Genomic DNA, 13,677 nt, shown 5'->3' with positions numbered 1-13,677 from the left:
CGGATGTACCAGTTCCCCTGTGGGAGCTGGCTTGCCAGCGAAGACGGCGGCACAGTCAACATCAATATTGACTGACAGCCCGCTTTCGCTGCGATGCGGCGACCCGACAAGCCAGCTCCTACACCGGCCGTGTGTTTTGGGTGGACGGCAGCAAAATCGTCAGTATTCCCAACAGCGGCAGATAAGAGCACAGGGCGTACACGTACTCGATGCCATGAAGGTCCGCCAGGTGCCCGAGCAGCGCAGCCCCGATACCGCCGAAGCCGAACATCAGCCCGAAGAACACACCCGCGATCATGCCGACATTGCCCGGTACCAGTTCCTGGGCGAAGACCACGATGGCGGAGAATGCCGAGGCGAGGATGAAGCCGATGACCATGCTCAGTACGCCGGTCCAGAACAGATCGACGTAGGGCAGGGCCAGGGTGAAGGGGGCTGCGCCGAGGATGGAGAACCAGATCACTTTCTTGCGACCGATCCTGTCACCGATGGGGCCGCCAAAGAAGGTTCCCGCTGCAACCGAGCCGAGAAACAGGAACAGGTACAACTGGGAGCTGGCGACTGACAGGTCGAACTTCTCGATCAGATAGAAGGTGAAGTAACTGGTGAAGCTCGCCATGTAGAAATACTTGGAGAACACCAGCAGCGCCAGCACCACCAGGGCAAAGGTCACGCGTTCTTTCGACAGACCGTGGGTGGCCTGGCTGCCCTGCTTGAGCTTGAACAGGTTGAGGTGACTGCGGTACCAGCGACTGAGGCCAAACAGGATCAGGATGGCGAATACCGCGAACAGGCCGAACCAGGCCACATGGCCTTGACCGTAGGGAATGATGATGGCCGCCGCCAGCAAGGGACCGAAGGCACTGCCGGCGTTGCCGCCGACCTGGAAGGTCGACTGTGCGAGACCGAAGCGGCCACCCGAGGCGAGGCGTGCCACCCGTGAGGTTTCCGGGTGAAAGGTCGAGGAGCCGATGCCCACCAGGGCCGAGGCCACGAGTATCGCCGGGAAGCTGCCGACAAAGGCCAGCATCAGGATGCCGACCAAGGTGCAGACCATCCCGGCCGGCAGCAGCCAAGGCTTGGGATGACGGTCTGTGTGGTAGCCAATCCATGGTTGCAGCAGCGAAGCGGTGAGCTGGAAGGTCAATGTGATCAGGCCGACCTGGGTGAAGGTCAGGCCGTAGTTGGCCTTGAGCATCGGGTAGATCGAAGGCAGCACGGCCTGGATCAGGTCATTGATCAGGTGGGCCAGGGCGCAGGCACCGATCACACGCATGACCAAAGGGCTGGTCTGGCTGGCCGCCGCGGCGGTAGCGGAAGGGGTCGTCATTGAGGACATCGCACATCATCCAGGCTGGGGAAAAGGGGCATTGCATCTACCTGGCGCTATGCTAGATTTCGCGAAATTGCCTGTCTCGCGCAATTCGGGCAGCTACTTTCGCAAAAGAGGCATCATGGTCAAGCCACTGGAAACCTTTCTGGTCGAGATGGATGAAGTGACCTGGGCGGTCTGCACCAGCGCGACCGATTACCCGGAAAACTGGTTCATCGAACCCCATAGCCACGCCAAGCATCAGTTGATCTATGCCGTCGAGGGCGTGATGGTCGTGCACTCGGGGTTGCACCAGTGGACAGTACCGCCGAGCCGGGGGATCTGGATGCCCAGCGGGCATGTGCACTCGATACGCTGCGTCGGCGCGTTGAAGATGCGCAGCGTCTTCGTGCGGCCGGACCAATTCCCGCTGCTGCCGGATGAAACCAGGGCCGTGAGCATTTCGGCGCTGCTGAGCGAGTTGATCAAGACATCCGTGAACATCGCGGTGCCGGTTGACGAGGATTCCCGCGAAGCCAGGATCATGCGTTTGATCGTGGACGAACTCACCCTCCTGCCGACCTTGCCATTGCACCTGCCGCAACCGTCGGATCAACGTATTCAGGCGATCTGTTCGGCCCTGCAACAGGACCCGGGGGATGGTTCAACGCTGTCGGACTGGAGCGACCGGCTGGACCTGGATGCCAAGACCATCCAGCGCCTGTTCCACAAGGAAACCGGCATGACCTTCGGCCAGTGGCGTCAACAGGCCCGGCTGCTGCTGGCGTTGGAGCGCATTGCCGTCGGTGAGAAAATCATCGACGTGGCGGGAGCGCTGGGTTACGACAGCCCCAGTGCGTTCACCACCATGTTCAAAAAGCAGTTCGGGACAACGCCCAGCCATTTTTTCAAGTGACGGGCAAATCCAGCTCGATCACCAGCGCATCGTTAAACTCGGGGTTCTCGTTCACGCCATTTTTCGCATAACCCCGGGGGTTGCAAACCACGCGGGTATTGCCCACCCGATAGTCGAAACTGCCATGGGTATGGCCATGCAGCCACAGCGCCGGTTGCCACTTCTTGATCCGCTCTTCGAGGTCCGAAACGAAACTCGAGTTGATCGGCGAACCGGCAAACATCGGGCTGATGCTCGACCGGGTCGGCGCGTAATGGGAAATCACCACCGTCGGCGTCGTACTGTCCCGGCTGAAACAGTCATCCAGCCAGGCGACGGTCTGCAAGAAAATCAGTTGGGACACCGCCGGGGTGAACAGGTCGGGAAAGTCCGGCGAAATCCTGATGTGGCTGAAGTCGCGCACGAGCTGCGTCGCCAGGTCGATGCCCCGGGCCCGGTCCTGCGCATCGTCGAACAGACGATAGTCCGACCACAGGGTGCAACCCAGGAAACGCACGCCGTCGTGGACATGTTCCGAGCGTTCCAGAATGTGAATCCCTGTGCCCTGGGACAAGCTATTCAACTGCTCGTAGGTCGAGACCAGGTCGCTGCCATAGAACTCGTGGTTGCCGGCCACGTACAGGATCGGAGCCGGGCAGGCCCTGGCCCACTCGATGGCCCTGGCCGGCCGGGCAATGTCGCCAGCCAGCACAACGATATCGGCATCCACTTCGGGAAACGGTATTGCGTTGACGGACAAGTGGATATCGGACAGCAAGGCGATGCGCATGGGTCAATTCCTGTCGGTGTTGAAGGTCGGCCGAGCATTGACGCTGGCAAGGCCCTGGCGTTGAATAGCGGTCCCCCCGAGGCCCACGCTGTTCATTGTCACTTGTAGGGAAAACCTGTGCTCAGAAACGTAACAGACATGGACCTGCGCCTGCTGCGCATTTTCTCCATTGTCGTCAAATGCGGCGGATTCACAGCCGCCCAGGCCGAGCTGAACATGAGCCAGTCCAACATTAGCACGCACATCTCGGGGCTGGAAAAGCGCCTGGGTTATCGAATCTGCGAGCGAGGCAAGGGCGGCTTCCGCTTGACCGAAAAGGGCCAGCGCATCCTCAAGGCATCATCGGCATTGTTTGGCGCGGTGGACGCCTTTCGCGACGAGGCGCAAGACCTTGCCGGGCGTTTGGTGGGGGATCTCTACCTGGGGCTGGCGGACAACATCGCGACGTTGCCGAGCGCCCGAATCGATGCCGCCATGGCGCGTTTTTATCAGCGTGAACACGACATGCACCTGCACATCTTCGTCAACTCGCCCACGGAGCTGGAGTTGGCGGTGATCGACGGGCAACTGGACCTGGCTATTTCGTATTTCAGCCGGCCATTGCCGACCCTGGCTTATCAGCCGCTGTACCGTGAGGAAATCGGCATTTTCTGCGGCCACACGCACCCGCTTTTTACCGTGGACAACCCGAGTGTCGAACAGATGCAGGCCAGTGACTGGATCACCCATGGCTTCCTGCCGGCCGACCAGGTATTGCCGGTTGCGCCGCTTCGCGCATCGGCCACGGCGCATCACATGGAGGCCGTGGCCCATGGAGTGTTGGCCGGGACGCACCTGGGGTATTTGCCGGCCCATTACGCCCGGCCCTGGCTGGCGAACGGGCAAATGCGCGCCCTGCATCCGCAGACACTGCGCTATGAAGTGCAGCACAGCATGATCACCCATGTCGGGCATCCGCAAAGCGAAGCGGTGCGCGCCTTCATTGATGATCTGCTGAGCGAACACGCCTTGTAGGCACGTCAGCCAAGGCAGCGGGTCACGTGCTTGACCGACTGATAGGCCGACAAGCCCCACGGCCCGAGTTCACGGCCGATGCCGCTGCCCTTGGTGCCGCCCCAGGAGGTTTCGACGAATACCGCCTGTATCGAGTTGATCCAGACGTGACCGACCTCCAGCGCATTGGCCACGCGTTCAGCCCGGACCAGATCGGTGCTGATGACTGTGGCTACCAGACCGAACCGGCAGTCATTGGCCAGCGCCAGGGCCTCTGCTTCCGATGAGAAACGGTGAGTACAGAGCACCGGGCCAAAGATCTCTTCGTTCCACAGGCGACTGTTCAGCGGCACGTCCGCATACAGGGTCGGGTTGACGAACCAGCCCGGATCGCGCTGCACATCGCCACCGCTCACGCACTGCAAGCCTTCGGCGTGGGCGATGTCGAAGTACTCGGTCACCTTGGCCCATTGTGCCTGGCTGGTCAGCGGCCCCATGTCGACTTCGCCGGTGAGGGGGTTGCCGACCCGAATTTTTTCGAAGGCACTCTTCAGACGCGGGATCAACTCATCAGCGATACGGTCCTGTACCAGCAGGCGCGAGGTGGCCGAGCACATTTGCCCGGCGTTCCAGCAGATGCCCGCGACGATCCATTCAACCGCTTGGTCGAGATCGCAGTCGTCGAACACGAGGATGGCGGACTTGCCACCCAGCTCTAGGGTGACGGGGCGGCAATGGGCGGCCGAGCTGCGCATCACTTGACTGCCGATGGCGTTGCTGCCGGTGAACGACAGCTTGTCGATGCCGGGATGGTTGCTCAGCGCTGCACCGGTCTCGGCCTTGCCACCGACAATGTTCAACACGCCTGCCGGAAGGCCGATGGCATCGGCGATGTGGCCGTAGGCTTGCTCGATCAGTGGGGTGATTTCCGAAGGCTTGAGCACCACCGTACAGCCGGCGGCCAGCGCCGGCGCGAGCTTCCAGGCACTGGTGACCAACGGGAAGTTCCACGGCACGATCAGGCCCACCACACCCACCGGCTCCAGGCGTGTTCGGGCATTGAAACCCGCTACGGACAACGGCACGTCACGGTCCTGCCGCTCGTCCAGTCCCTCGGCCAGGTTTGCGTAATAGTTAAACGTGGCCACGGCATCGTCGATATCCACCACGGCTTCGTGACGGGGTTTGCCGTTGTTTTGCATTTGCAACGCGAGCAAGGTCTCGCGACGTTGCTCCAGCTGCTCGGCAATCCCCCTTAAATAGCCCGCCCGTTGCGGCGAAGCGAGGTTGCCCCAGCCGGTCAGCGCCTGGCGCGCGGCGACGATGGCCTGGTCGACTTGCGCGGGGCTTGCCCCGATGAACTCCGCAAAGGGCTGGCCCAGGGCGGGGTCGTAGACGGTGATGCACTCTTCGGCTTCGCCAGCCACCCAGCGGCCATCGATGTAATGCGCGGGGATCATGCTCGTGCTCCTTGCAGAACGCCTTGCACGGCGTTGCGGAAAATCTGGCTGTAGTCGGCGGCGTCGAGGGCACAGGCATTGGTGTCTGAGGACGAGATATCGGCCAGGGCTTGTTCTCCCACCCAGTCGGCGGCGTCTGCATCAAGACCGATTTCACTCAGCGAATGGGGAATGCCCAGGCGTTTGCGCAGCGCCAGTACCCACGCCAGAAAACCCTCGAAATCAGGCTGTTCGAGCTCCAGGTAACGGGCCAGTCGCCCGATGTCCACGCGGATGGTTTCGCGGTTGGCGATCAGCACATAAGGCAGGAGGATCGCGTTCAGCAAACCATGGTGCTTGTGATAGCGCGCACCCAGCGGATGGGCGAGGGCATGCACGCCGCCCAGGCCTTTCTGGAACGCCACGGCAGCCATGGCCGAGGCGATCAGCATGCCTTCGCGTGCGCCCATGTTTTGGCCATCTTCGCAGGCGTCGACCAGGTGTTGCCGGATCAGGCGAATGCCCTCGACCGCGACACCCGAGGACATGGGGTGATACAGCGGGGAGCAGAAGGCTTCGATGTGATGGGTCAGGGCGTCCATGCCGGTCGCCGCGGTCAGGGCTGGCGGAAGGCCGCGAGTCAGCAGTGGATCGAGAATCACTGTGGCCGGGAGCAATTCCGGGTGGCTGATCACGCGTTTGATGTTCTGTTCTGTCTGGGTCAGGACGGCTTCGCGGCCCAGTTCCGAGCCGGTGCCGGCAGTGGTCGGCAGGGCGATCAAGGGCGGTAGCCCCAACTGCGGGAAATCCGCGAGGGTCGGGTAGTGCGCCATGACCTGGGACCATTCGAACCGCTCCAGGCCACGGGCATCGACGGCGGCGAGGCTGATGCCCTTGGCGGCGTCCATTGCACTGCCACCGCCCAGGGAGATCAGCGAATCGTGCCGGCCCGCCTTGAACGCGGCAACGCCGTGCGCCACGTCGGCCATGCTCGGGTTGCTGGCGACGTCGCTGAACACGCTGAACGCAATGTCCGCTTGCGTCAGATGAGCCTTGAGCAGCGCGAAGGGTTCCAGTCCCAGCATGCCGGGATCGGTCACCAGCAACGGATTGCGCATGCCGAGCAAGGTGCTGCGTTGTGCCAGCGACTCAAGCGCACCCGGCCCGCAGAAAATTTCCGTGGGGTAATTCCAATAGTGAAGAGCAGACATCTGAAACTCCGGATCGGCAAGGCGCAGGGGGGATGCGCCTTGCACATCAATACGAGGGGGGGTTATTGCAGGCGCAGCTGGGGATTGAGCGTGCGCAGGTGCGGCTTGGCCCAGAACAGGTAGATCAGACCCAGTACCGCGAGAATCGAGAACACCAGGATCACAGCCCAGACCTGGAACCATGGGGCGCCGGGTGGTGCGAGGGACTCCCGTGGCCAGGCCACGTTGATGCTTTCGAACACCAGCCAGCAGAACGCCGCCAGGTTGACCGGCACACCCCAGCGACCGAGGCTGAACACACCCGGTTCGGCTTTCCATTTACCGCTCAGGCGAGCGAGCAGGGCGCAGGTCACCACGATCAGGAACACCACGAAGAAGCCGCCGCTGCCGAAGGCGATCAGCGTGCCCACCGCAGTGGCGTTCAGGCCCAGCGCCAGGCCGAAGCTGGCGAACAAGGTGCTGAACACCATCGCCGCGAACGGTACTTTGCGTTTATCCACGCGCCGCAGCATTGCCGAGGCGGGCAGGATCGAATCCCTGGCCATGCCGAACACGGCGCGACCGATGTAGGTCTGCACGGACACCACGCAGGCGATGAACGCCACCAGCACGACGCCCACGAATGGCTGCTCCGACCAGGCACCGAAGGCGTCGACCACTGCCGGCGTGACCGGATCGACGACCTGGCCCGACACCATGGCGGCGGTATCGGTGTAGGACAGGGTGACGGCGAAGGCGGTGAGCATCACCGTCAGGCCCACCAGGATCATCGAGCGCAGGATGGCCCGTGGCGTCGATGTGCGAGCGTCGGCGGTTTCCTCGGATACCTGCGAGCAGGCATCAAACCCCAGGAAGGCCCAGCCGCCGACGGCCATGGCCGTGAGGAAACCCGACAGGTAGGAACCGTCGCCGGCTTGTGAAGCGGTAAGGCCTTCGAACACCAGAGACAGGGAGTGATTGCGGAAAAACAACAGCAGCAACACGCCAATACCGATGGAGGCGATCGCCTCGGCGATGATCCCGGCATTGACGAAATACTTCAGTGGGTTGATCCCGAACAGGTTCACACCCAGGCCCAGCAGGAGCAGTACCGCGCCACTGAACACCTGAGCATTGGCGCCGGGTGGCTCGCCGGTGAAAAACAGCCATAACCAGAACCCGCCCAAATAGGCCACGGTGGTTAAAGACGCCAGGGCCGAGGCCAGGTACATGAACCCGGTAAACCAGGCCCAACGGTCACCCGCCAGGCGCTTGACCCACTGGTAGCAACCGCCAGCCAGGGGGTACTGCGAGGCCAGCTCGGCATAGACCAGGGCCACCAGCAACTGCAACGCCAGGCACAACGGCACGATCCACACCCAGGAAGGGCCAACGCTCATCGCGCCCAGTGACATCACTGAATAGATGCCGACCACGGGTGATACCGTGGCGAAGCCGACGGAAAAAGAGGACCAGAGCGACAAGCCGCGATGCAATTCCTGAGCGTAGCCCTGGCTGTGCAGCAGGTGTTCATCGGCGCTTGGCCGCTTGAGGGAAGCACTCATCGCTCACCTCCAATAGAGATGACGCCAATGACAGGTGCACAACGGCCGGCACGGTGGCGTGCGAACGTAGATGACATAGAAATTCCTTGGGTCGGCAGACACATTATTGTTGGGATCGCCTTGTTTTCAGGCGTACCGACGAAACGGGCTCCTTCAGAAAGGAGTGAATGGGAGCTTAAAAGGGGAATACATCAAAGAAAATTCATATGTTTGTAGGCTGACATCTGAATTTTTTGATGTTTGTGGCCGTAATGAACCACCTGTAGGAGCGAGCCTGCTCGCGATGGAGGTCAACGATAACGCGGGCTGTCTGGATGATCGCGTTGCCCAAGCGTTTTTCGTTGGCAATTGGGCATTTTTGGCTGGCAATGGTGCGTCTGTATTGATCTATTGCGAGCTGAATTTGGTTCTTTAGTTACGTTTGGGTAAGTGAAGTTGTGGTGAGGCGTGAGAAATCTCCTTCAGGTGCTTATTTTCAAAGTGTGAGATGTGTCTTTGTTGTTGGTTGGATTGAAATTTCGTGGTTGGCGATAATTTTTTATTTGAAATAGGGTCTTCGAGGGCGCTGAAAACGACTTTCAAACTGTGAAGAACATTGAGCCCATCAAGGAAAAGCGACTAATGCAAAGAACGGCATCCCCCCTAGTCTCCATAATCCAGGATCGTTCTAAGGGTGCTGCCTTACTGGTGATCATGCTTCCAGTCCTGCTGGTAACCATCGATAACACGATCCTCAATTTCGCCCTGCCTCGAATCGCTGCCGCATTGAACCCGTCCGCTGCCGAGCAATTGTGGATGATCGATGCCTATTCTCTGATGCTAGCTGGGTTGCTGGTGACTATGGGCAGTTCCGGAGACCGCTTCGGTCATCGACGTATGCTTTGTTTGGGGTGTATGGGTTTCGCAGTGGTGTCGATGGTTGTGGTGTTTTCACAGCAAGCGTGGCATCTGATTGCGGGGCGTGTGCTGTTGGGCTGTTTTGGCGCAATGATCTTGCCTGCGACTCTGGCGCTTATCCGCACCGCATTTGAGGATCGAGAAGAGCGACGCTTGGCAGTGGCGGTCTGGGCAACTTGCTTGACTATTGGCTCGGCGTTGGGACCATTGCTGGGCGGAGTGCTGTTGCAATATTTCGATTGGCAGTCGGTGTTTTTGGTTGCTTTACCGTTCTTGCTGCCCGTTTTGCTGTTGGCGCCGATGATCACCGAGTCGCCAAGGCAGCCGGGCAGGTCGATCGACTATCTGAGCATCTTGCTGAGCCTGGGTGCCATGACGGGAGTGATGCTAAGCCTCAAGTATCTGGCCACGGTTGGTTTCGACGGCGAGGTTTTAATCTGGGCGCTCTCCGGAATATCGCTGGGTGTAGTGTTTGTCCGTCGCCAGCTACGGTTGGAGCAGCCGCTGTTGGACCTCGGGTTGTTCGCCTCTCCTGTCTTCAGCATGTCCATTGCGACGAATCTGGTGAGCCTGGGCTTGTTGATCGGCTTCATCTTCTTCGCCACCCAGTTGTTGCAGTTGGTCTTTGGGCTGTCCCCGCTGCTGGCAAGTTTGATATTGGTGCCGGGGCAGGTATTGGCGATTGTCGCCGGCCTTGCCGTCGTGCCGGTGGCGCAAAAACATGCACCGAACAGGGTCATTGCCGGCTGTCTGCTGCTGGCCGCTGCGGCCTTCGCGATGATGGCGTTGCTTGCGCCTACTGCGCTGATCGTAGGTGCGGCTTTCGTGTTGCTCAACGCCAGTATTGCCGCCATCACCACCGTCTCCAACGATCTTGTATTGGGCTCGGTGCCGGCCGAGAGCGTCGGAAGTGCCTCGTCCGTCAGTGAAACGGCTTACGAGGTTGGCGTGGTCATGGGTACCACGTTGATCGGGGGGGCGGTAGCGGCGCTGTATCGATTGTCTTTGGATATTCCTGAGGCCGGACCCGAAAGTGTGGTTGCGGCAGTTGCGACGTTGGGAGGGGCGCACGCCGTCAGTCAAACCCAGCCCGAGGACGTGGCTGCGCGGATTATGGAAGCAGCTAACGCTGCCTTTACAGAAGGCATGATGACGACAAGCGCCATAATGACGGGCTTCATTGTGCTGTTTGCGCTAGTTGCATTTCGCTTTTTGCGAGTGCGGGACCCGCTGAGTCATGCCGGAAATCGCTGAGTCGTCGTAGGAGCAGCCGGTCGACGCTCGATTGCTCGCGATGGTCGTCAACGATAACGCGGGCTGTCTGAATGCCCTAGGTGCCTCAGCCTCCATCGCGAGCGAGCTCGCTCCTACAGGGGGTTGTGCACCAAAATGGATTCGTCAATTTGATCGATGGACGTGACGCCGGTCAGGGTCATGGCCACGCGCATTTCCTTGGCGAATATATCCAGCATGTTCTCCACCCCGCGCTGGCCGTCGGCGGCCAGGGCGTAGGCCATCGAGCGGCCCAGCAAGACACCTTTCGCCCCCAGCGCCAGCATGCGCACTACGTCCAGCCCCGAGCGGATGCCCGAGTCGACCAGCACGCTCAAATCATTGCCGATCGCCTGCATGATCGGCGGCAGCGCCTTGGCGGTAGACAGCACGCCGTCCAGCTGCCGGCCGCCGTGGTTGGACACGACAATCCCGTCTGCACCGAAGCTGACCGCGTCGCGGGCATCCTCGGGATCGAGAATGCCCTTGATGATCATCGGGCCTTTCCAGAATTCACGAATCCACTCCAGATCGCTCCAGCTGATCGAGGGATCGAAATTGTTGGCCAGCCAGCCCATGTAGTCCTCGAGGGTGACGGCTTTGCCCAGGTATTTGGAGATATTGCCCAAGTCGTGTGGACGCCCCATCACGCCGACGTTGAAGGCCCAATCGGGACGGGTCATGGCCTGGAGTACACGACGTGACGAGGCGAACGGACCGGACATGCCCGAGTGGGCATCCCGGTAGCGGGCGCCGGGGGTAGGCATGTCGACCGTGAACACCAGGTTGCGCACTCCGGCGGCTTGTGCCCGCTCCAGCGCGTTGCGCATGAAGCCGCGATCCTTCAGCACATAGAGTTGGAACCAGATCGGTTGCTGGGTGTTGGCCACGACTTCCTCGATCGAACACACCGACACGGTCGACAGGCACAACGGGATCCCTTTGTTCTGCGCCGCCTTGACCGCCTGCACTTCGCCACGGCGGGCGAACATCCCGGTCAGCCCTACCGGCGCCAGCACGATGGGCATCGACAGCCGCTGGTTGAAGAGGGTGGTGTCCAGGCTCAGGGTTTCGACGTTCTTCAGGATGCGCTGGCGCAGGCTGACCCCGCTCAAATCGGCGCTGTTGGCCCGCAGCGTATGCTCTGCATAAGCTCCACCATCGATGTAGTCGAACAAAAAACGGGGGAGTTTGCGACGTGCCGCTTCGCGGTAGTCTGATGCAGAAGAGATGATCATAGAGGGCAGGCCTTGATCCGGTGAGTGAGGGCTGGGCTGTCGAGTCCTGGCGTCAGGTTAGCGCATGGGATCTGTGTTGCGCTTGTTTCCCTGGAGCGAGCAACGGTGTTCTGCGTCAAGTCGATCCCGGCTCACACGGCTTTTGATATCGACCACGGCACAATCTGACAACCCTTCATCGCTGGACTACGCTGCGTTTTGTTAACCCTGTCCTCAACCTGTGACATAAGGAACTGACACATGCGGAGCAGGTTGCCTGCCTTGTCGATGGTCGTTTTCAGCCTGTTCTGGTCAATGCTGCTATGGGCCGGGGACGCTGTGAAACCGATCGAAGAACCCGTCGAATTGAAAGTGGCCAACCGCAGCATCATGGTGTTCCGCGCCACGCTGCTCGGTGAAGCGCCGGTTTCGCGGGTCAAGCGGGCGAAAGCAGTGATCGGCGAAACCCTGGATGAGGACGGCGAGCCTGTTGTCACCCTTGACCCGATCCACGACAGTTATCTGGTGCTGTTGGGGGCCAGGCGCGCCTTTATCGTGGCGCCCGATGATGTCGACAGCGTGGACTTTGCCTCGGTGCAGGAGGCCGCGCAAAGCGCGGCTGAACACTTGCGCCAGGTGGTGGCGGAAACCCGGGAGGCGCGGAACCTGAAGCTGATGCTTCGCTCGCTACTCGCTGTGGCCATCGCCACGACTGTGTACGTGGCGCTGCTCTGGGGCGTGGCTTATTTGCGAGGCCGATTGCTCAAGCGATTGCCCGAATTGATGGATCGGCACACTCGGGCGTTGAAAGTCGGGCGGGTACAGGTCATTGAAGCCAATTACCTGTACCCCTTGGTCATCCGCCTGTTTTGGCTGCTGCGATGGCTGGCCTTGCTGCTGCTCACGTATGAGTGGCTGGGTTTTGTCCTGTCGCGTTTTCCCTACACCCGGCCCTGGGGTGAAAGCCTCAACAATTACCTGTTCGAGGTGGTCAGCTACCTGTTTCAGGCCATCGTCGGCGCCATACCCGGGCTGGGTGTGGCCCTGGCGATCTTTTTCATCGCCCGTGGCGCCACGGCGTTCAGTCGCCGTGTGCTCAGACGCATGGCGACGCCGGGAACCTTTACGTGGCTCAACCGTGAAACCCTGCAGCCTACCCAGCGCCTCACGTCCCTGGCGATCTGGCTGTTCGCGCTGGCAATGGCGTACCCGTATCTGCCCGGCGCGGGTACCGATGCCTTCAAAGGCCTGTCCGTGCTGATCGGCCTGATGATTTCGCTGGGTGCCACCAGCGTGGTGGGGCAGGCCGCCGCCGGGTTGATCCTGACGTACACCCGAACCTTGCGTCCCGGTGAGTTCGTGCGCATCGGCGAATACGAAGGCACGGTCACCGAACTGGGCATGTTCACCACCAGCATCCGCACCGGTCTGGGGGAAGTGCTGACCTTGCCCAATTCGATGATCACCGGCACGGTCACCAAGAATTACTCCCGCACGGTGCAGGGCCCTGGCTATGTGGTGGATACGGTGGTGACCATCGGCTACGACACGCCGTGGCGCCAGGTGGAGGCCATGTTGCTGGAAGCCGCCAGGCGCACGCCGGGTGTGCTCGAAGAACCGCCGGCGCAGGTCTTCCAGACCGCGCTGTCCGATTTTTATCCCGAATATCGCCTGGTGGCGCAGGCCATCCCCAGCCAACCCCGGCCCCGTGCCGTGCTGCTGAGCATGCTGCACGCCAATATTCAGGACGTCTTCAACGAATACGGCGTGCAAATCATGTCGCCGCACTACCTGGGCGATCCCGAGAAAGATAAACGGGTGCCTAAAGACAAATGGTTTACGGCCCCGGCCGAGGAACCCCGGGATGTGCGCCAGCGTTGAGGGCAAAAAACCGCCAACAGCCACCAGTGGATGGAGCGTTGGAAAATGAGAGCTAAGCTTTCTTCTGTCGGGCTTATTGAGCAGGTCGGGCTTTGCGTCCAGGGTGTAAATCCGCCTTCATCGGTCACCACGCCGTTACAACAGCCTGCCTGATCAGAGGGCAGACGAAGGCACTATCACTCCACTGCGTTCTATTTAGCGTTAGCCCTTCATAACCGCCTCGGAG

At 60.8% G+C, this 13,677-nt stretch carries 10 protein-coding genes; 4 read left to right on the top strand and 6 right to left on the bottom strand.

What is annotated here, in order from left to right:
* Positions 1-118: 118 nt before the first annotated feature.
* Entirely contained in the window at positions 119-1,339 is a 1,221-nt protein-coding gene (locus BJ917_RS05305; RefSeq protein WP_121102429.1) for an MFS transporter, read from the bottom strand.
* Between the two features lie 115 nt (positions 1,340-1,454).
* On the opposite strand from BJ917_RS05305, the gene BJ917_RS05300 reads away from it, so the two are divergent.
* On the top strand, positions 1,455-2,228 hold the full coding sequence (locus tag BJ917_RS05300) for a helix-turn-helix domain-containing protein (protein ID WP_121102427.1): 774 nt from the start codon (positions 1,455-1,457) through the stop codon (positions 2,226-2,228).
* Here the strand turns inward: BJ917_RS05300 and BJ917_RS05295 are convergent.
* The gene (locus BJ917_RS05295) at positions 2,221-2,997 is read right to left on the bottom strand and encodes a metallophosphoesterase (RefSeq protein ID WP_121102425.1); all 777 of its coding nucleotides are present in this window, start codon (positions 2,995-2,997) and stop codon (positions 2,221-2,223) included. The genes BJ917_RS05300 and BJ917_RS05295 overlap by 8 nt on opposite strands.
* A gap of 117 nt (positions 2,998-3,114) precedes the next feature.
* On the opposite strand from BJ917_RS05295, the gene BJ917_RS05290 reads away from it, so the two are divergent.
* Positions 3,115-4,011 (top strand): LysR family transcriptional regulator, encoded by an 897-nt coding sequence (locus BJ917_RS05290; RefSeq protein WP_121102423.1) that lies wholly within the window; start codon positions 3,115-3,117, stop codon positions 4,009-4,011.
* 5 nt (positions 4,012-4,016) lie between these two features.
* Here the strand turns inward: BJ917_RS05290 and BJ917_RS05285 are convergent, their stop codons facing one another.
* The 3 genes from BJ917_RS05285 to BJ917_RS05275 all read right to left on the bottom strand — a co-directional run bounded on the left by BJ917_RS05285 (position 4,017) and on the right by BJ917_RS05275 (position 8,184).
* A complete protein-coding gene (locus BJ917_RS05285) occupies positions 4,017-5,450 on the bottom strand; it encodes an aldehyde dehydrogenase family protein (protein ID WP_121102421.1) in 1,434 nt (477 codons plus the stop codon).
* The gene (locus BJ917_RS05280) at positions 5,447-6,640 is read right to left on the bottom strand and encodes an iron-containing alcohol dehydrogenase (protein WP_121102419.1); all 1,194 of its coding nucleotides are present in this window, start codon (positions 6,638-6,640) and stop codon (positions 5,447-5,449) included. The genes BJ917_RS05285 and BJ917_RS05280 overlap by 4 nt, the downstream gene beginning before the upstream one ends.
* 62 nt (positions 6,641-6,702) lie before the next feature.
* Positions 6,703-8,184, bottom strand: coding sequence for an APC family permease (locus tag BJ917_RS05275; protein WP_121102417.1), 1,482 nt, complete (start codon positions 8,182-8,184; stop codon positions 6,703-6,705).
* A gap of 621 nt (positions 8,185-8,805) precedes the next feature.
* On the opposite strand from BJ917_RS05275, the gene BJ917_RS05265 reads away from it, so the two are divergent.
* The gene (locus tag BJ917_RS05265) at positions 8,806-10,335 is read left to right on the top strand and encodes an MFS transporter (RefSeq protein ID WP_121102413.1); all 1,530 of its coding nucleotides are present in this window, start codon (positions 8,806-8,808) and stop codon (positions 10,333-10,335) included.
* 113 nt (positions 10,336-10,448) lie between these two features.
* On the opposite strand, the gene lldD is transcribed toward BJ917_RS05265, so the two are convergent.
* Positions 10,449-11,591 (bottom strand): FMN-dependent L-lactate dehydrogenase LldD, encoded by a 1,143-nt coding sequence (lldD, locus tag BJ917_RS05260; protein ID WP_121102411.1) that lies wholly within the window; start codon positions 11,589-11,591, stop codon positions 10,449-10,451.
* 240 nt (positions 11,592-11,831) lie between these two features.
* Between lldD and BJ917_RS05255 the strand changes: the two genes are divergently transcribed.
* The gene (locus BJ917_RS05255; RefSeq protein WP_096510502.1) at positions 11,832-13,451 is read left to right on the top strand and encodes a mechanosensitive ion channel family protein; all 1,620 of its coding nucleotides are present in this window, start codon (positions 11,832-11,834) and stop codon (positions 13,449-13,451) included.
* Positions 13,452-13,677 lie beyond the last annotated feature (226 nt).

It is taken from the genome of Pseudomonas sp. WPR_5_2 (assembly GCF_003634475.1).
GTDB lineage: Bacteria > Pseudomonadota > Gammaproteobacteria > Pseudomonadales > Pseudomonadaceae > Aquipseudomonas > Aquipseudomonas izuensis.
This window is presented reverse-complemented; position numbering and strand designations above follow the sequence as displayed.

What these genes read in the sequence shown, in the direction of transcription:
- BJ917_RS05305 (WP_121102429.1), bottom strand. Translation starts at nt 1,339, where the DNA reads ATGTCCTCAATGACGACCCCTTCCGCTACCGCCGCGGCGGCCAGCCAG.
- BJ917_RS05300 (WP_121102427.1), top strand. Translation starts at nt 1,455, where the DNA reads ATGGTCAAGCCACTGGAAACCTTTCTGGTCGAGATGGATGAAGTGACC.
- BJ917_RS05295 (WP_121102425.1), bottom strand. Translation starts at nt 2,997, where the DNA reads ATGCGCATCGCCTTGCTGTCCGATATCCACTTGTCCGTCAACGCAATA.
- BJ917_RS05285 (WP_121102421.1), bottom strand. Translation starts at nt 5,450, where the DNA reads ATGATCCCCGCGCATTACATCGATGGCCGCTGGGTGGCTGGCGAAGCC.
- BJ917_RS05280 (WP_121102419.1), bottom strand. Translation starts at nt 6,640, where the DNA reads ATGTCTGCTCTTCACTATTGGAATTACCCCACGGAAATTTTCTGCGGG.
- BJ917_RS05275 (WP_121102417.1), bottom strand. Translation starts at nt 8,184, where the DNA reads ATGAGTGCTTCCCTCAAGCGGCCAAGCGCCGATGAACACCTGCTGCAC.
- BJ917_RS05265 (WP_121102413.1), top strand. Translation starts at nt 8,806, where the DNA reads ATGCAAAGAACGGCATCCCCCCTAGTCTCCATAATCCAGGATCGTTCT.
- lldD (WP_121102411.1), bottom strand. Translation starts at nt 11,591, where the DNA reads ATGATCATCTCTTCTGCATCAGACTACCGCGAAGCGGCACGTCGCAAA.
- BJ917_RS05255 (WP_096510502.1), top strand. Translation starts at nt 11,832, where the DNA reads ATGCGGAGCAGGTTGCCTGCCTTGTCGATGGTCGTTTTCAGCCTGTTC.